We start from the raw sequence: 17574 nt of genomic DNA, 5'->3' as shown, positions 1-17574 counted from the left end.
TTGAGGATTGCCAATAAAAATACTTGTAATTTTTGATGAGTTCGGTATACTTAATAATGTTACAAAATAGTTAGTGCTTCAGTGGCGGAATTGGCAGACGCGCAACGTTCAGGTCGTTGTATGGTTATCCATGTACAGGTTCGAATCCTGCCTGAAGCATCATAACAGCTCGGTAAACATTAATTTGCCGGGCTTTTTTCTTTATATTGAAATAAAACTGCAAAGGAAGAGCAAGATGAAAGCTTTATCAATTCATCCCGAATATGGAATGGAAATCTTAAGTGGCACAAAAACAGAGGAATATCGGACATGGACAACTAAGTATCGTGGTGACCTCTTAATTTGCAATAGTGCGAAGAAGACACGTGGGTCGGTAGTTGGTCACGCGTTATGTGTTGCTAAGATCACTGGAATTGAGGAACGATATGACGGTGAACAAAAATATTATGCATGGATGATTGCACCCTTTGAGGAAGGTGGTTCTTATTGGATTGAACCATTAAAAGTTAAGGGACAGTTAAAATTGTTTAACGTCGATGACCGCTTGATTAAACCTGCGCCGTTTACTAATCCTTTCTCAAAAGCTGGGGAACAATGGTACCAGGAAAAGATTGCGCCCTTAATCTATTAAGATATTTTCACCAACTAACTTATGCGTTATGATAGAAAATAAAAAATGAAGGGGCAATAGCTTATCGGAAAGATTAGAATTAACAACATGGCATTTAATACTTACAATGGTGTGTTTGCGGAAGAGAAAAAGCTTGGTCAAAAAATTGAAATTGACTGTGAAATGGACTACCCAATTGAAACGATGGTTAAAACCGATGAATTAGAGGAAACTGTCAGTTATGCTGATGTTTATGAAACGATCGCGGAATTTGTTGCTCATCATAACTACAATTTGATTGAAAGTCTTGCTAATAACTTATTACATGAGCTTTTCAAGACCTACCCGATGCTTGATGGAATTCGTCTTCGCATCCGAAAGTATAGTGTGCCGATCGCCGGAATTTTCGATAATGTCGAAATTGAAGTAGCAGGGGGCAAGTAATTATGACTGAAGCCTACCTAAGTATTGGCAGTAATATGGGCGACCGGTTAGCGAACCTTCAAAAAGCGATTCAGCTGTTGAATGTGCCACCTAAAATTGATATTATGGCGATTTCCTCAGTTTATGAAACAGAACCGGTGGGGGATGTCAAACAAGATTCTTTTTACAATATTGCAGTTAAGGTTGCGACTAAGTTAACAGCTCAGCAACTCCTCGACCACCTTCACAATATCGAACAAGAGTTACATCGACGCCGGCTTATTCATTGGGGACCACGGACAATTGACCTTGATATTATTGATTTTGGTCATCAACATATCAAAACACCAACGCTAACGATCCCTCATCCAGAAATGGCTAACCGGCAGTTTGTTTTATTACCAATGCGCGAAATTACTAATCAAAATGATCCTTATTATCAACAATTGGATCATTTGTTAAATAAGACTCCAGACCATAATTGGCTTAAAAAGATATATGGACGAGAGGTGTTTTCATGGACCAACAAAAAATAGCAAAGGCTGTTAAAGATTTACTAATTGCAATCGGTGAAGATCCGGAACGAGAAGGATTGGCAGAGACACCCCAACGCGTTGCCAAAATGTACCAAGAAGTTTTTTCTTCTCTTAATCATCAACCAGAAGAAATGGCCAACTATAAGGTTTTCCATGTTGATGATGTGCCGGAGATGGTATTAGTGCAACACATTCCTTTTTATTCAATGTGTGAACACCATTTGCTGCCTTTTTTCGGATACGCGAATGTGGCTTATGTTCCCAAAGATAAAAAAGTTATTGGCCTTAGTAAAATTCCCCGGTTGTTAGATTTTGTAACGAAAAAACCGGGGATGCAAGAACGCGTTACAACTGATTTAGTAGCCGAGTTGCAACGAATTCTTGATCCAGCCGGAATTGCAGTAACCATTGCGGCCCGCCACCTTTGTATGGAAATGCGGGGTGTGAATAAGGCTGGTCAATTTACTTATACTGATAAGTTTACAGGTCAATTTAAGACTGACCGTGATTTGAAACAAGAATTTCTAAATCAAACGAGGAATTATCGTGCGGACCTATGAACAAATTAACGCGGGCTTTAATCGCCAAATGCTGGGAGGACAACGGGATCGGGTAAAATTTTTGCGACGAATTCTTACTCGTTTAGGAAACCCTGACCAGCGATTTAAAATTATCCATATTGCAGGGACAAACGGAAAAGGCTCGACTGGGACAATGTTAGAACAGGGGTTACAAAATGCTGGCTACCGGGTCGGCTATTTTAGCAGTCCTGCTTTGGTAGATGATCGGGAGCAAATTAAGGTTAATGACCATTTGATTAGTAAAAAAGATTTTGCGATGACTTACCAAAAGATCACCGAACATTTACCCGCTGATCTTTTACCTGATGATATTACCATTTTTGAGTGGTGGACCCTGATAATGCTGCAATATTTTGCAGACCAAAAAGTGGATTGGGCAGTCATTGAATGCGGTTTAGGCGGTCAAGATGATGCAACCAATATTATCAGCGCGCCTTTTATTAGTGTGATAACGCATATTGCCCTTGACCATACACGGATTTTGGGTCCAACGATTGCCAAAATTGCCCAGGCTAAAGCAGGAATTATCAAGACCGGTACTAAACAAGTGTTTTTAGCGCCGCACCAAGAAAAAGACGCTCTCACAATTATTAGAGAAAAGGCTCAACAGCAAAAAGTAGGATTAACGCAAGCAGATGCCCAGTCAATTGTTGATGGAAAGGCGATCCTGAAAGTTAATCATAAAATTTATAAAGTTCCTTTTAATTTATTAGGGACATTTCAAAGTGAAAATTTGGGCACCGTTGTCAGTGTATTTAATTTTCTTTATCAACGAAGACTTGTTACTTCTTGGCAGCCTTTATTATCGACGCTTGCGACAGTGAAGATTGCTGGTCGAATGCAGAAAATCGCTGATCATCCCCCTATTATTTTGGACGGGGCCCATAACCCAGATGCAGCCAAGCAACTTACCAAAACTATTTCTAAGCTTCCTCATAATAAAGTAATTATGGTTCTTGGCTTTCTCGCTGATAAAAATATTAGTCAAATGGTTAAAATTTATCAGCAAATGGCAGATGAGATAATAATTACTACTCCTGACCATCCAACTCGCGCCCTTGATGCAAGTGCGTTAAAATCAGTTCTGCCTCAAGCGATTATTGCCAACAATCCCCGACAAGGGTTAGTGGTGGCAAAAAAGATTGCGGAGCCGAATGATTTAATTATTGTAACGGGTTCTTTTTATACGATTAAAGATATCGAGGCCAATTTAGATGAAAAATAATTTTATTATTGCAACCCATAATATTCATAAAATTAAAGAAATCGAAACCATTCTAAATTTTTACCGCCAACATGGTGAGGGGTATCGAAAAAAGTTGCCGCAACAAGCTTTTCCTCCTGAATCAACAGTGAGCTATGAAGAAAATGCAAAGGAGAAGGCCCTCTTTATCAGTCAACAACTACCGGCAGCAAAAATAATTGCCGATGATTCTGGCTTAGAACTCCCGGCTTTTCCTGGAAGGTACGGGGTGCAGACAGCGCGGGAATTGGCCCAAGAAGTTCCCGATGGTGATTTAAATGATTACTTGATCCATTTAGTCGATGGTAAGTCACGACAATTTATAATGAAAACAACAATTGCCCTGGCGATAAATAATCAAGTGGTTAAAATTGGTCATGGTCAATTAAAGGGGACAATTGCTCATGCCGAACGCGGAGTCAATGCGACGGGGTTTGATCGGATTTTTATTCCAGCTGGCGAATCACAAACGCTTGCCGAAATGGACCAGCCGACCCGCATTTCTTATTTACATCGTGCACGAGCTGTTAAAAATTTATTAGATCAATTAGGAGAATGAAATGAAAGTTACTGAAAATTTAGTTACTAAAGACCATTCGAAGTTAGTGTCCGCGATCTTAGCCGACCAAGTTAATCGTCATCAGCAGCTTTTATTGACGTGGGAGTGTTCAGATGTGGAGACGGCTGGAATGGTAGAGCAATTTATCCGTCATTTTGATAGCCCCGTCGCTTGTGTTGAAAAGCGTGTAGAATTTTCTTTCCCGCTCCTTTCCCTAAAAGAACTAATAGCGCAGGTGAAAGAGCAGTGGGAGAACGACCAAGAATTAATTGCTTCTCTTGAGCAGGTTTACCATCGTCACCAGATTATTTGGCGTGCAGGCCGGTTTACTTTTGATCTGACAGAGCAACCGGTGATTTATGGAATTTTAAATGTAACTCCTGACTCATTTTATGATGGGGGTAAATTTCAATCCCACTCCGCTATTGCTAGTCAAATTGCTAAGATGGTGGCAGCTGGGGCAAACGTAATTGAAGTCGGTGGGCAAACTACGAAACCGGGTGGCTTTAAAGAGGTTGATCCGGAAGAAGAAATTGCGCGAATTATGCCGGCTATTCAGCTTCTTCGTGAAAACTATCCCCAGATTGCGATCGCAGTTGATACGTATAAACTCCCAGTAATGGCAGCGGCAATTAAGGCCGGAGTAGATATTATCAATGATGTGCAGGCATTTAATTCAAAACAAAAACTAATTTTGATGGCTAAGGCAAATGTTGGAATGGTAACGATGCATAGCAGCCGAACCCATGACTATGATAACCTTACCGTCGCGATGCAGAAATTCTTTGAACACAATCTTGGGACAATAGCAGCTGCTGGTATTGATCTTGAACGAGTGATTTTAGACCAAGGAATTGGGTATGCAAAGGTTGCGGATGGTTACCAAGATTATGCGATGATGCGCAACATTGACCAGCTTAATTACCTCCAGCGCCCGATTATGGTTGCGATATCCCGAAAAGGTTTTGGTCAAAAATTATTTAATCTAGCAAAAGAAGACCGTCTCGGCGTAACATTGATTGCTGAGACAGCAATGTATTTGCGAGGCGGTCGTGTTTTACGAGTTCATGATGTCGAGGAAACTAGTCAGTTAGTGAAAATGATTGACACTATTGAAAACAGTTATTGGTTTAGATCCACCAGCAGCCAATCCCAAAGGCAATAATAAGGGCAATAAAAAGTAAGGCTGTTAGATAGGGATTGCCAAATGTTTCCCGTTTAAGGCGGAAAGCAGTTTCCATTAAGATATAGATTAGAATTAAAAAGATGATCCATACTAGGTTGCTCAGAAGCTGAGTTTTAAAATGAAGAAAGGTGTGGACAATCGAAGCGGTCAATAAAAGGAAAAAGAATAAACGGCTTAATTCAAGCCAGTTAGTCACTTTCCGTTCAATTTTTGCATGCAGACCAGTGGTAGTGGTGAGAATCAAAATAATGATTAAGACCGCCACTATTATTTTTAACATATGGATAAACTCCTTTCGGCTTTGATTTTAGCATTAATGAGAGAAACTGACTATATGCTTTTGACTTGAAAATATAATAAAAAAAGTGTATGGTACGTATATTGCTTGCGTAAAAATAAATAATATTTGAGGTGAAATCAAGTGGCAGATTTTGAAATTGGCGATATTGTAAAAGGAAAGAAATTCGGTCCCCTCGAACATGAATTTTCTGGTGTTGTTGAAAAGGTTTATACTAATTCAATTATGGTATCTATCCAAGATTTTGATCCGTCTGATAAAAGCGGGGTTAACGAATTAAATGGCCGCGCTGTTATTCGCCAAAAAGAAGCTAAGATGGTAAAAGCTGTTCCTCGTGAAGAAAAAAAGGATGACGAAGAAACAGCAGAAGATGCTAAATCTTCAAAAAAATCTTAAAAACAGATGACAAATAATTAGAAGAGGTATATACTAACTAAGTGTTGAACTTAGTTAGTTAATGCGGGTATAGTTTAGTGGTAAAACTCAACCTTCCCAAGGTTGCGTCGCGAGTTCGATTCTCGTTACCCGCTCTTATAAAAAAGCTGAGGCTGAGAGAAAATTTTCTCCTAGCCTCAGCTTTTTTAGATCTCAATCTTAGCTAAAACTTGATGCATCGCTTCAGCAGACTGTTGCATCTTTTTAACTTCATCTGATGTTAATGGATATTCAACGACCTGGCCGATTCCTTGACTATTAATGATGGCAGGCGTGCCTAAGTACAGGCCCTTAATTCCGTACTGTCCATCAAGCGGAGCCGAAATCGGTAGGACAAGACTACGGTTTTCGATGATTGCCCGTGTAATATACGAGAGGCATTTAGCAATTCCGTAGAAAGTAGCCCCTTTATTGGCAATTATTTGACTGCCAGCTTCGTGAACTGCTTTTTCAATTTCACTTTTATCAGTATTTGAAAGGGCAGTAATTGTATTGAGGGCCTTTCCACCGATTGTGATTTCATTAAAGGCCGCAAAAGAAGTATCACCATGTTCGCCAAGCATTAAGGCATCGATGACATTGACGGATAGGTGTAATTTCTTGCTTAAGAGGACCCGTAGCCGCATTGAATCAAGAGAAGTTCCGGTCCCAATAACACGTTCTTTAGGAAACCCGCTGATTCGCTGCGCAATTGTTGTAAGGATATCAACAGGATTGCTCGAGATAACGAAAACACCAGTGAATCCGCTTTTGACAATTGGTTCAATAATTGACTTAAGAATCGTAGTGTTTTTATTAACAAGGTCTAAACGAGTTTCACCAGGTTTACGGGGAATCCCAGCCGTAATAACAACTACGTCAGCATCAGCAGCATCTTCATAGGTTCCCGCATAAATCTTTACTGGGTTTGTCAGGGGTGTAATATCAGCAAGATCAGCCGCATCCCCAACTGCTTTTGACCTTGTACGATCCACCAGTACCAATTCATCGACCTCATTTGTTGACTGCAATAATGAAAATGCAAATGATGAGCCGACAGCCCCGTCACCTATTAATACAACTTTGTGCCTATACGTATCAAGCATCAAAAATTCCTCCTAATGCAGCTCCTTTTGCGCATCCCAATGATTGATTGGGCCAAATTTATGACCAACCGTTAATGGATTTGCGATTGCTGCGTAAACGGCATCTTTAGCCTTTGTTACTGATATTTTAACATTATTTCCCTTCGCAAGCTCGGCAGCAATGATTGCGGAGAAACTATCCCCGGTTCCATTCAATCGATCTGTCTTAACAAAAGGTTTTTTGAGCCAGAAGCTATCACCGTCTTCAAGAAGAACAAAGTCATCAACAGTTGTTTGGCTATCATCATTATGCGCGCCCTTAATCACCACATTTTTTGCCCCTAAGTCTTGAAGATAATGAGCTGCTTTAACCCGTTCTTCATCTGTGGTCATTTCAATTCCTGTTAATTTTTGTGCTTCATAGAAATTAGGGGTAATAACAGTTGCAAGGGGAATAATTCGTTCACGAAATAGTTCATAGGCGGATTGTTCAAGCAACATTGCACCGTGCTTAGTAATAATCACAGGGTCAACAACTAACGGGCCAAAATGTTCAGGCGAATAGTTATCAGCAACGACATTAATTACATCGTCATTAGCAAGCATTCCAGTTTTGGCTGCTTTGATGTCAAAATCTTCACTTAATACCTTAAACTGTTCGGCAATAAATTCTTGCGGCATTACTTGGGAAGAGGTGATCCCGTAAGAATTTCCGGAAACAGCGGCAGTTAAAATACCGTGACCATATACGCCATCCGCAAAAAAGGCATGAAGGTCAGCGGGCATTCCAGCACTCCCGTCCGAATCATGACCTGCAATTGTGACAGCTTGAATTGTAGGGTTTGTCATAAATAACTCATCAACCTTTCATTATTATTTAATGATAATAATTGTAACATATAATAAGTAAGAAAAAAGCAATAACTCACCCTTGTAGATTAGTCCTTGTTTTTAAATCTAAATTTGTTATAATAATTGAGTATGAAAATAGGATTTGAGGAGTAGTAGCATTTTGAAATCTACAGCGACCCTTTGTTGATGAGAGTTAGGGGCTTTTCGATTTGTGAAGGCGTGCCTCAGATATTTCAATTAAATCAATGAATGAGTGGAATTCTAATTCAATTAGAGTGGTACCGCGGGTAAATCTCGTCTCTAGTAAGCATTATGCTTATTAGGGGCGTTTTTTTATAAGTATAAGGAGGAATATATATGAGCGATAAGCAACAAGTTGCAGCTGCATTGGCACAAGCATTGCCAGAGATGGATGTTAAAGAAATTGAAGCTAAGATTGAACGGCCAAAAGATTCTAGTAATGGGGATTATGCTTTCCCGACATTCTTCTTAGCTAAGACCTTACATAAGGCACCGCAAATGATTGCAAGTGAGTTGGTTGAAAAGGTTGACCAAAACGGTTTTGAAAAGGTAGTTGTTGCAGGCCCATATATCAACTTCTTCCTTGATAAAGCCCAAGTTGGTGCTAAGATTTTGCAAACTATCTTAGCAGATCCTGAACATTATGGTGAGATTGATCTTGGTCACCAATCAAATGTTACGATTGATTATTCATCACCAAACATTGCTAAGCCGATGGGAATGGGGCACCTTCGTTCAACCATGATTGGTGAAGCTGTTGCCCGGATTCTTGAAAAAGTTAACTACAACTTGATTCGGATTGACTACCTTGGTGATTGGGGTACTCAATTTGGTAAGTTAATGGCTGCTTATGAGATGTGGGGAGACGAAGCGGAAGTTAAGAAGGATCCAATTAATACTTTGCTTAAGTACTATGTGCGGATCAATAATGAAGCTGACGAACATCCAGAATACACTGAAGCAGGTCGTAACTGGTTTGCTAAGCTTGAACATGGTGACGAAGAAGCATGGCGGCTTTGGCACTGGTTCCGTGAAGTTTCTCTTGAACGGTTCCAACGTGTTTATAAGATGCTAGATGTTAACTTCGACTCATTCAATGGGGAAGCTTTCTCTGCTCAAAAGATGGAAGAACCTATCCAATTGTTACGGGATAAGGACTTATTAAAGCCTAGTCGTGGTGCAGAAATTGTTGACCTTGATGAATATAACTTACCACCATTGCTAATCATCAAGAGTAATGGAACGACAACGTACATCACTCGTGACTTGGCAACTGCACTTTTCCGGAAGCGGATGTATGGTCATGCTAAGTCCCTCTACGTTGTTGGTGCCGAACAAGAAACTTACTTTAAGCAATTACGTGCGGCCTTAAAGGAAATGGGCTTCAACTGGTGGGATCAAATTGAACACATCTCCTTTGGTTTAATGAACTTAAACGGTAAGAAGATGTCTACGCGGAAGGGTAATGTTGTTTCCCTTGAAGATGTATTGAATGATTCTATTGATTTAGCACGGAAGCAAATTGCCGAAAAGAACCCTGACCTTGAAAACGCTGATGAAGTTGCTAAAGAAGTCGGTGTTGGTGCCGTTATCTTCCACGATTTAAAGAACTACCGTCGGAATGCCGTTAACTTCAAGCTTGAAGATGTTGTTAAGTTTGAAGGTGAAACTGGTCCTTATGTTCAATATGCTCGTGCTCGTGCTGAGAGTATCTTACGTAAGGGCGGTATTCGGGACTTTAGTGATGTTGACTTGACAAAGGCCGGTGCTGAAGCTTGGGAATTAATCAGCTTCCTTGGCCAATACAGCGAAGCAATCAAGCGGGCTGCATTAAACTACGATCCATCAGTAATCGCTAAGTATGCCCTTGAATTGGCTAAGAAGTTTAACCAATACTACGCTCACACTCGGATTCTTGATAAGGACGAAGCTCAACCAGCACGGTTAGCTCTTACTCAAGCAGTTAGTGATGTGCTCAAATCTGCCCTTGACTTACTTGATATCAAGGCGCCAGATGAGATGTAATTGTTATAACTACTAAATTGTATTGTGAAGAGACTTGAGAGAATAAGTTTTTCTCTAGTCTCTTCATTTTTAATTTCTAGTAAAGCTAGCGGAGAAAATAGCTTACCATTTGCCAAAATGTGATAAAATAATTGTCAGCTTTTTGAAATGAAAATGGAGATTTATTAATGAATCGTGAACCACAATCTAATTCAGGTTTGAAAGAGCGAATCATAGAGTGGTTAAAAAAGGCTTGGGCGTCATTCCGAGTTTGGTTTAAGCACTATTGGCAGCTCTTTGTTGCGATGCTGAAAAAGTTCTGGCATCGTTATCAATTAACGCGATGGATCATTGTTATTTTTCTAGGAATTTTCTTAATTACTAGTATCCATTTGACGTTTGTTGCTAAAACTGCAGATGTTAAAAATCTTAAGAACCGGTTGCAACGGCCAACAATGATTTATGATCGTAGCAATCAATCGGCCGGGAGCCTCTACGCTCAAAAGGGAACTTATGTGGAATTAAAAGATATTTCATCAAACGTTCCTAACGCGGTCCTCTCGACTGAAGACCGGAACTTCTATCATGAACACGGCTTTTCAGTCAAAGGGTTAGGCCGGGCTGGCTTCTTACTAGTGAAAAACAAACTTCTTCACCGTGACTATATCTCTGGTGGGGGTAGTACTTTAACACAGCAACTGGTTAAGAATGCCTTTTTGACTCAACAACAGACCTTCTCCCGAAAGGCCCGGGAAATTTTTATTGCGGTTGAGGTAGAAAACCAATACAGCAAAAATGAGATTTTAACAATGTACCTCAATAATGCCTACTTTGGTCATGGGGTATGGGGAGTTCAAGATGCGGCTAAGCGTTACTTCAATGAAAACGCCAGTCAGCTAACGGTACCCCAAGCAGCTACCCTGGCCGGAATGCTGACGTCGCCAGGGATGTACGACCCAGTAGAACATCCAACAGCGACGAAGCAACGACGGAATATGGTTCTTCAGCTGATGGTTGAAAATCATAAGCTGAGTCAAAGTGCGGCGGATCAATATAAGCAAACACCGTTGAATATTACCAACGGCTACGTGCCAAATGACAGCTATAAGTACCCGTACTTCTTTGATGCGGTCATTGCCGAAGCAGAAAGCCGTTATCATATTTCGGAAAAAGATATCATGAATAATGGTTATCGGATTTATACGACGCTGGATCAGGATCAGCAGCGGTCAATGCAGCAAACTTATGACGATGACGATAATTTCCCACAGAACTCAGCCGATGGCACAATGGTTCAATCAGCCTCGATTGCGATGAATCCGAAAAATGGGGGAATTACCGCGGTCGTTGGTGGACGTGGAAAACATGTCTTCCGTGGATTTAACCGTTCTACGCAGATGCGGCGGCAGCCCGGGTCAACGATTAAGCCGATTGTTGTATATACACCAGCCTTAGAGCATGGATATTTCTATGATTCAACGCTTCAAGATAAGAAACAATCGTATGGAACTAATAATTACACGCCAAAGAACTACGATGATACCTATAGCGGGACGGTGCCGATGTATAAGGCCCTTTATGAGAGTCTTAACGCTCCGGCAGTCTGGTTATTAAATAAGATCGGGGTCAATCGTGGTTATGACATGGCAAAGAAGTTTGGCTTGCCAGTCGAAAAGGGTGATAAGAACCTTGCCTTGGCCCTCGGTGGTATGACTCGCGGAGTATCACCGCAACAAATGGCTCGTGCCTATGCAGTCTTTGCCAATGATGGGTTGATGCCATCCCCGCACTACATTACCAAGATTGAGGATGCCTCTGGAAAAGTGATTGCCAAAAATGATGGTAGTAAAAACAAACGGATCATTTCTGGTAAGACGGCTAAAGAGATGACTAGTATGCTAATTGGCGTATTTGATCACGGAACTGGTGAAACGGCCAAACCAAGTGGCTATACGCTTGCCGGTAAAACGGGGACTACAAACTCAGGGGTAAAAGGCGATGATTCCAATGATCGTGATAAGTGGATCGTAGGTTATACGCCCGATGTAGTGGTTGCAACGTGGGAAGGCTATGATGATACAAACCAAAGCCACACCCTAAACGATATTTCTGAACGGAGCATTAACTACCTTTACAAGAATGAAATGAGTGCGATTTTGCCAAATACTGCTGGAACCAAATTCACGGTTGAAGATGCTCAAACACGGGCAAAAGAAAAGACAAAGGGTTCCTCTAAAGGATGGGGATCATTCCTCAAAGATGGGGACGACTTTGTAAATAATTTCAACCAATCAGTAAATAATTTTGGTAATAAGGCGAGTCAATGGTGGAGCAATGTTCGATCGCTTTTCTAGGATAATATGATACAATTAATCTAAGAACGAGATAAAGGAGACTTTTACATGGTTGTAAATATTTATGATACTGCAAATGAACTTAGTCGCCAATTGCGCGAAACTCAAGAATATCAAGGATTACAAAAGGCTTTTGAAGCATTAAAGGCTGACGGTGACACCTTTGACACTTTCAAGAAGTTCCAACAAGCTCAAGCAGATGCTCAACACAAGCAAATGACTGGTCAACAACCAACTGATGATGAAATTAAAAACATCCAAAACCTTGCCAAGGAAGTAAGTGGCAAGAAGGTTGTTCAAGACTTGATGAACCAAGAACGGCAAGTTGATAGCATGCTTCAACAATTGAATAAGACAATTACAAGTCCAATTCAAGATCTTTACAGTGAAGTAATGCCAAAGATGCCAGGACAAGAATAATTAATTTATTACGATCCAAGTAAGGGGCTGGGAGAAAGCAAATTTTTTCTCAGCTCCTTTATTGTTAAGAGGAAAAATTATGAGATTTATTCATACAGCCGATTTACACCTTGATAGTCCCTTTTTAGGGTTGACTTCGATGCCCAAGCCGTTATGGGAACGCGTCCACTCATCGACGTTTACTGCTTTTCAAAAGATTGTTGACGATGCGATTGCATTAAAAGTCGATTTTATTTTAATTAGCGGGGATATTTATGACCGTGATCAGCAAAGCATTGCCGCTACTGATTTTTTCATCAAGCAATGTGAACGACTTAATCAAGCCCACATCCCCGTTTATCTACTTTATGGTAACCACGATTATCAAATTGTCCAAGACACGGGAGAGTTGCCAGCAAATGTTCATATTTTTGGCAATCGCGTAACGACCACCACTCTTACTTTGGCAAATCATGACAGTGTTGCTATCTCAGGCTTTAGTTATGATCAACGCTGGATTCAAGAAGATCAAGTACAAAAATATCCATCAAAAAGAAACGAAACCTGGCACATCGGGATGCTTCATGGAGCAGTCCGGCAAAGGCAAGATAACCACTATGCTCCGTTTACGACCGATGAATTAATCGCTAAAAATTATGATTATTGGGCACTTGGTCATATTCACAAGCACCAATTCTTGAATGAGAAGCCGCCAATTGTTTACAGCGGTAATCCGCAGGGACGGCATAAAAATGAAGCCGGACAGCACGGTTATTATTTAGTGGAAAGTCAGGGCAATAAACTTGTGCCGCAATTTAAACCAATTGCGGAAATTGAATGGATAAGTCTAACCGTTAATGCTTTATCAACTAGTAATCTTGCTGAAGTGGAGCGATCCCTGTCGCAAGCAATTGATGGCAAACTTAAAAACTCACCTTTCCAACTGGTAGAGCTGACGATTGCTAACATTGAACAACTTTCCCCAACGATTCGGCACCTGCTTGCAAATGGGGATGTCCTTGAACACCTGCAGGACCAAAATGCAGATAATGGTAAATGGTGGATCTATGACCTCTTGCTCCACCAGCAAAATTTGTTGCCATCAATGACTGACCTAGATGAACAGTATTGGCAACAAGCCGCCCAAGAAGTATTTACCCCTGCTAATATTGCAGAATTAACAAAAAGTTTAGCACGGGATGCTGATTTAGCAGCTAAGTTGACAAACCTTGATCTTCAGCAATTGAAGCAAGCAACGACCCAATTATTGCGGCGGGAGGATTAGAAGATGAAAATAAAAAAAGCCCATATTGATGGCTTTGGCAAATGGCATGATCAAGATTTCGATTTTACAGCTAACCCCCAAATAATTTATGGCCCTAATGAGGCCGGAAAGACAACTCTGATGGCCTTTCTTGTTAGTATTTTATTTGGCTTTGCGGATGGGCGGGGAAAGAATCGGTTTGCCCAGTATATTCCGAAAACTACTTCTAGTTATGGTGGAAGTTTATTAGTTGAGATCAACGGCCATGATTACGTGATTAAACGGCAACGCGGGCGGAATGGCGGTAAGGTTAGTGTGACTGATTCACAAGGACGTCAAGGTGGTGAGCAAGAACTAGAGCAATTGCTTGGCCCGATGGATCGGTCGCTCTATCAAGCTCTTTTTAGTTTTGGTCAACGAGACCTAACAGCTGTGGACGAGCTTAATCGGGATGAATGGCAACAACATCTGCAGCAATTAGGGGCAGTTGGTAGTGCACAGTGGGACCAGTTGATCAATCAGTACCAGAAACAAGCTGACCATCTCTATAAACCGCGCGGACGGAAATGGCCGCTCAATCAAGATCTTCATCAATATGCAAATTTGACAGATAAAATTAACCAAGCGCGTGGTAAATTTCACCGTTATCAGGACCTACAAGCAGATTTGAAGACAAACAAAGCAAAATTACGGCAAGCACAGGCAGAATTGCAAAAACAACAGCCGCTTTTGCAAAAATTAGAACATTTACAACAGTTGTGGCCGGTTTACCATGAATGGCAAAGTAGCCACCAAACTCGGCCGCTTGCTAATTATTTAACTGATCAGCAGGTTACGATGGCTCAAGAACTACAAGTTAGGGAAAAGGAACTTCGTCGCCAACAACAGGTTTATCAACAGCGCTTGGCAAGGATCGATCATCAGCCTCCACAAGCAACTAAACATTCACCACAAAGCATCCCGGAACTTCAACGGCTTAAGGAGCAGGTAGTTGAATTACAAGCGGAAGAGGCTTTGCAGCACCGTCAACAAACACAAGCTAATCAGTGGCAACAGGAATTAACTGCAATTAAAACTCGCTACCATCATCCCTTGCCAGCGCCATTAACCTCACAGGAAAAAGCAGAACTTGCCCGCCTTCTTAATGTTCAACCGCTTTCTCGGGCAAATACGAACCAGTCAAATGGCGATCTTTCTCGGACCGCAATGATCGGAATTGTCGGCGGCTTTGTCCTTTTTATCATCGGGCTGTTAGCGAATGCTACTTTTATTACCGCTATCGGAGCAATTGCGGCCTTTGCGACAGTTATGTATCTTTATTATCAACGCCAAGGAAATCATCCTACTTCAGTAACGACAGATTCTCAAGCGATCATGGCGTTCGGTCAAAAACATGGCTTACAGGATTTTCCACCTGATCAATGGCTATTAATCCAGGGAGATTTACAACAAAATGCCGAATTAGCTGCCCAGCTCCAAACTGCCAAACAAGATCAGCAAAGATATGACCACCAGCTTGCTATCTTTAACCAACAATTGCCACCTGCTTTGCAAAATCTAACGTTGGCGGCTGTTAGGACTAAATTGGATGATTTGCTGGAACAAGGGCAACAAGCGCGCCAGGATATCCAAGTGAATACTCGGGAAAAAGCAACGATTGCTAACAATTTAGCCCAGCTCAATCAAGACTACAATAAAATTCATCAGCAAAAACTGGCGATTTATCAGCAAGCAGGGGTGCACGATGATAACCAGTTTACCCAGTACTTAGCAAATCGTTCTGTAGCACAATCACAAGCCTTGGCATCAGATGCCTATGGACAACAATTGACCGCAGAAGACCGCCAAGCCCTTGCTGCATACGCAAATAGCGATGAGCTAATGACGGCTTTAGCGAAGGCTCGGCACCAGCTTGATCAGCTCAACCTAACAATCTCTCATACCCACGAGGAGATTCAAAAAGGTAAAGTCGAAATTGATAGCTTAGTTAAAGATGGAACCCTCAGCAATCTGGAACAAGAGCGGGCCAATCTGGCTGCTAAGATTTGGCGTGAGGTACAGGAATGGTTGAGGTACCAATTGGCGATTCAGTGGGTAAATAAGGCTCTTGCAGGCGCTTCAGCTGACCGTTACCCCGCAATCATTCGGCAGGCAGAGCAATATTTTGCCTTGCTAACTGATCATCGGTATTCCCAGATCGACTTAACGGCGGATGAGATTAAGGTTGTGCGGAGAGATCAAGAAGTCTTTTTAGTGGAAGAATTGTCGCAGGGAACGGCTGAACAATTGTATATTGCGCTCCGGCTTGGCTTTGTCACCGTGATGAGTGATCAAGCTAACTTCCCAGTAATTATTGATGATGGGTTTGTTAATTTTGATAACGTTCGGCGACAACGAATGCTGGCCTTGCTAGAAAAAATTGCTGAGAAGAATCAGGTTATCTATTTTACTGCTGATGATCGGATTAAGGACCTTGACGTTAAGATTCTTGACCTGCAAGCATTAAAACGTGAATAAATTATGAAGATGGTATAAACATTTATTTAGGAGACTGGCACGAAAAAATAAGTGTGGTATATTGGATGAGTGAAGTTATCGAAAAAATATTTTGTTTAAGGATGTGTTTCTTACATGAAATCCAAAAAGTTAATTGCTATCATTGCAGGAGTCGCATTGATGATGCCGCTTGCTGCTTGTGGAAATAAGGCTGTCGCTACTACTAGCGGCGGTAAAATCACTGAGAGCGAATACTACAGCAGCATGAAGCAAACCAGTGCTGGTAAGCAAGTGCTTCAACAAATGATCTTAGATAAGGTTTTGGAGAAGCAATACGGTAAAGAAGTCAGTGATAAGCAAGTTAACGCGCAATATAATACCTACAAGAACGAGTACGGTTCAGACTTTAATGCTTATCTTCAAAGTCAAAACTTAACTGAAAAGTCATTGAAGCAACAAATTCGGTCAAACTTACTCTTGACTGCCGCTGCTCGTCATTACTCCCACATCACTACTAAGCAGATCAATAAGCAATGGACTAAGTACCAACCTAAAGTTCAAACTGCGACGATCCTTGTTGGTAGTAAGTCTGATGCTGAAGATATCATTAACCAATTAAATGACTCCAGCAACAAGTACAAGACTTTCAAGAAGCTTGCTAAGTCCAAGTCAACTGATAGTCAAACCAAGAACAACGGTGGTAAGCTTCCAGCCTTTGATAATACTGACAACCAACTTGACTCAGCTTACAAGAAGGCTGCCTTTAAGTTGAAGACTGGTGAATACACTACGACCCCAGTTAAGACTGATGACGGCTACCAAGTAATTTACATGATCGAACACCCAGCTAAGGGTAAGAAGAGTCAACACATCAATGACTTAAAGAACCAAATCGTTCAAGAAAACATGAACAACCAAAACTTCATGCGGAAGGTTGTTTCAAACGTCTTGAAGAAGGGTAACGTTTCAATCAAGGAAAACGATGTTAAGAATATCCTTGATGATTACCTTAACTCAAGCGCCACTACAAGCAGCTCCAGCAATAACAGCAGTAGTGCTAGCTCAAACAAGTAAAATAGGGTATAAAAAATGGGAGCGAGACAGAATTCACTTGTGACTTCGTTTTCGAGCCCCCGCAAGCAACAATAGGCCTCCAACGTTCGGTTTTACCGGGCGTTGGAGGCCATTGTTGTACTGCGTTATTTGTCTTTTATGAAAGTAACTTGGCTTAAGTTACAGACCCTTTTTT

The 17574-nt window shown here is 41.2% G+C and carries 17 protein-coding genes and 2 tRNA genes; 16 read left to right on the top strand and 3 right to left on the bottom strand.

What is annotated here, in order from left to right; genetic code table 11:
- Positions 1-75 precede the first annotated feature (75 nt).
- From LREU_RS06710 to folP, 8 genes are all read left to right on the top strand, one after another.
- Positions 76-159, top strand: a tRNA-Leu gene (locus tag LREU_RS06710).
- A gap of 76 nt (positions 160-235) precedes the next feature.
- A complete protein-coding gene (locus tag LREU_RS06705; RefSeq protein WP_003668529.1) occupies positions 236-631 on the top strand; it encodes an ASCH domain-containing protein in 396 nt (131 codons plus the stop codon).
- Positions 632-694: 63 nt separating this feature from the next.
- Positions 695-1054: a dihydroneopterin aldolase gene (gene folB / locus LREU_RS06700; protein ID WP_080502973.1), complete on the top strand. Its 360-nt coding sequence runs from the start codon at positions 695-697 to the stop codon at positions 1052-1054.
- A 2-nt stretch (positions 1055-1056) separates the two neighbouring features.
- Complete coding sequence (gene folK / locus LREU_RS06695) at positions 1057-1569, top strand: 2-amino-4-hydroxy-6-hydroxymethyldihydropteridine diphosphokinase (RefSeq protein ID WP_003668527.1); 513 nt, start codon at positions 1057-1059, stop codon at positions 1567-1569.
- On the top strand, positions 1551-2129 hold the full coding sequence (gene folE, locus LREU_RS06690) for a GTP cyclohydrolase I FolE (protein ID WP_003664184.1): 579 nt from the start codon (positions 1551-1553) through the stop codon (positions 2127-2129). Before folK ends, folE begins: the two co-directional genes overlap by 19 nt.
- Entirely contained in the window at positions 2116-3375 is a 1260-nt protein-coding gene (locus LREU_RS06685; protein ID WP_003668526.1) for a bifunctional folylpolyglutamate synthase/dihydrofolate synthase, read from the top strand. The genes folE and LREU_RS06685 overlap by 14 nt, the downstream gene beginning before the upstream one ends.
- The gene (locus LREU_RS06680; RefSeq protein WP_003668525.1) at positions 3365-3952 is read left to right on the top strand and encodes a dihydroneopterin triphosphate diphosphatase FolQ3; all 588 of its coding nucleotides are present in this window, start codon (positions 3365-3367) and stop codon (positions 3950-3952) included. The genes LREU_RS06685 and LREU_RS06680 overlap by 11 nt, the downstream gene beginning before the upstream one ends.
- Position 3953: 1 nt before the next feature.
- Complete coding sequence (gene folP / locus LREU_RS06675) at positions 3954-5117, top strand: dihydropteroate synthase (protein ID WP_003668524.1); 1164 nt, start codon at positions 3954-3956, stop codon at positions 5115-5117.
- Here folP and LREU_RS06670 read toward each other — a convergent pair.
- Positions 5083-5418: a hypothetical protein gene (locus tag LREU_RS06670; RefSeq protein WP_003664176.1), complete on the bottom strand. Its 336-nt coding sequence runs from the start codon at positions 5416-5418 to the stop codon at positions 5083-5085. The two genes, folP and LREU_RS06670, sit on opposite strands and share 35 nt — an antisense overlap.
- Positions 5419-5559: 141 nt before the next feature.
- On the opposite strand from LREU_RS06670, the gene LREU_RS06665 reads away from it, so the two are divergent.
- Together LREU_RS06665 and LREU_RS06660 are read left to right on the top strand one after the other, a co-directional pair.
- Complete coding sequence (locus LREU_RS06665) at positions 5560-5832, top strand: hypothetical protein (protein ID WP_003664174.1); 273 nt, start codon at positions 5560-5562, stop codon at positions 5830-5832.
- 63 nt (positions 5833-5895) lie between these two features.
- A tRNA-Gly gene (locus tag LREU_RS06660) sits at positions 5896-5966 on the top strand.
- A 51-nt stretch (positions 5967-6017) separates the two neighbouring features.
- On the opposite strand, the gene LREU_RS06655 is transcribed toward LREU_RS06660, so the two are convergent.
- Complete coding sequence (locus LREU_RS06655) at positions 6018-6956, bottom strand: L-lactate dehydrogenase (RefSeq protein WP_003668523.1); 939 nt, start codon at positions 6954-6956, stop codon at positions 6018-6020.
- 12 nt (positions 6957-6968) lie between these two features.
- On the bottom strand, positions 6969-7784 hold the full coding sequence (gene thiD, locus LREU_RS06650; protein WP_003668522.1) for a bifunctional hydroxymethylpyrimidine kinase/phosphomethylpyrimidine kinase: 816 nt from the start codon (positions 7782-7784) through the stop codon (positions 6969-6971).
- Positions 7785-8144: 360 nt separating this feature from the next.
- Here thiD and argS point away from each other — a divergent pair, with 360 nt between their 5' ends.
- The 6 genes from argS (at position 8145) to LREU_RS06620 (ending at position 17399) form a co-directional block, all read left to right on the top strand.
- Positions 8145-9833 (top strand): arginine--tRNA ligase, encoded by a 1689-nt coding sequence (gene argS / locus LREU_RS06645; RefSeq protein ID WP_003668521.1) that lies wholly within the window; start codon positions 8145-8147, stop codon positions 9831-9833.
- A 167-nt stretch (positions 9834-10000) separates the two neighbouring features.
- Complete coding sequence (locus LREU_RS06640; RefSeq protein WP_003668519.1) at positions 10001-12166, top strand: PBP1A family penicillin-binding protein; 2166 nt, start codon at positions 10001-10003, stop codon at positions 12164-12166.
- A 48-nt stretch (positions 12167-12214) separates the two neighbouring features.
- Entirely contained in the window at positions 12215-12586 is a 372-nt protein-coding gene (locus tag LREU_RS06635) for a YlbF family regulator (RefSeq protein WP_003668516.1), read from the top strand.
- A 79-nt stretch (positions 12587-12665) separates the two neighbouring features.
- Positions 12666-13850, top strand: a complete 1185-nt coding sequence (locus LREU_RS06630) for a metallophosphoesterase family protein (RefSeq protein ID WP_003668515.1) — start codon at positions 12666-12668, stop codon at positions 13848-13850.
- A gap of 3 nt (positions 13851-13853) precedes the next feature.
- Positions 13854-16346 (top strand): ATP-binding protein, encoded by a 2493-nt coding sequence (locus LREU_RS06625; RefSeq protein ID WP_003668514.1) that lies wholly within the window; start codon positions 13854-13856, stop codon positions 16344-16346.
- Between the two features lie 114 nt (positions 16347-16460).
- Complete coding sequence (locus tag LREU_RS06620) at positions 16461-17399, top strand: peptidylprolyl isomerase (protein WP_003668513.1); 939 nt, start codon at positions 16461-16463, stop codon at positions 17397-17399.
- Positions 17400-17574 lie beyond the last annotated feature (175 nt).

Source organism: Limosilactobacillus reuteri subsp. reuteri, from assembly GCF_000016825.1.
Lineage (GTDB): Bacteria > Bacillota > Bacilli > Lactobacillales > Lactobacillaceae > Limosilactobacillus > Limosilactobacillus reuteri.
The sequence above is the reverse complement of the archived record's forward strand: the minus strand, read 5'-3'. Positions and strand labels throughout refer to the sequence as shown.

Coding starts and splice junctions, on each gene's coding strand:
- argS (WP_003668521.1), top strand. CDS start 8,145: ATGAGCGATAAGCAACAAGTTGCAGCTGCATTGGCACAAGCATTGCCA.
- LREU_RS06630 (WP_003668515.1), top strand. CDS start 12,666: ATGAGATTTATTCATACAGCCGATTTACACCTTGATAGTCCCTTTTTA.
- LREU_RS06640 (WP_003668519.1), top strand. CDS start 10,001: ATGAATCGTGAACCACAATCTAATTCAGGTTTGAAAGAGCGAATCATA.
- LREU_RS06625 (WP_003668514.1), top strand. CDS start 13,854: ATGAAAATAAAAAAAGCCCATATTGATGGCTTTGGCAAATGGCATGAT.
- LREU_RS06655 (WP_003668523.1), bottom strand. CDS start 6,956: ATGCTTGATACGTATAGGCACAAAGTTGTATTAATAGGTGACGGGGCT.
- folK (WP_003668527.1), top strand. CDS start 1,057: ATGACTGAAGCCTACCTAAGTATTGGCAGTAATATGGGCGACCGGTTA.
- LREU_RS06680 (WP_003668525.1), top strand. CDS start 3,365: ATGAAAAATAATTTTATTATTGCAACCCATAATATTCATAAAATTAAA.
- LREU_RS06635 (WP_003668516.1), top strand. CDS start 12,215: ATGGTTGTAAATATTTATGATACTGCAAATGAACTTAGTCGCCAATTG.
- folE (WP_003664184.1), top strand. CDS start 1,551: ATGGACCAACAAAAAATAGCAAAGGCTGTTAAAGATTTACTAATTGCA.
- thiD (WP_003668522.1), bottom strand. CDS start 7,784: ATGACAAACCCTACAATTCAAGCTGTCACAATTGCAGGTCATGATTCG.
- LREU_RS06670 (WP_003664176.1), bottom strand. CDS start 5,418: ATGTTAAAAATAATAGTGGCGGTCTTAATCATTATTTTGATTCTCACC.
- folP (WP_003668524.1), top strand. CDS start 3,954: ATGAAAGTTACTGAAAATTTAGTTACTAAAGACCATTCGAAGTTAGTG.
- LREU_RS06620 (WP_003668513.1), top strand. CDS start 16,461: ATGAAATCCAAAAAGTTAATTGCTATCATTGCAGGAGTCGCATTGATG.
- LREU_RS06705 (WP_003668529.1), top strand. CDS start 236: ATGAAAGCTTTATCAATTCATCCCGAATATGGAATGGAAATCTTAAGT.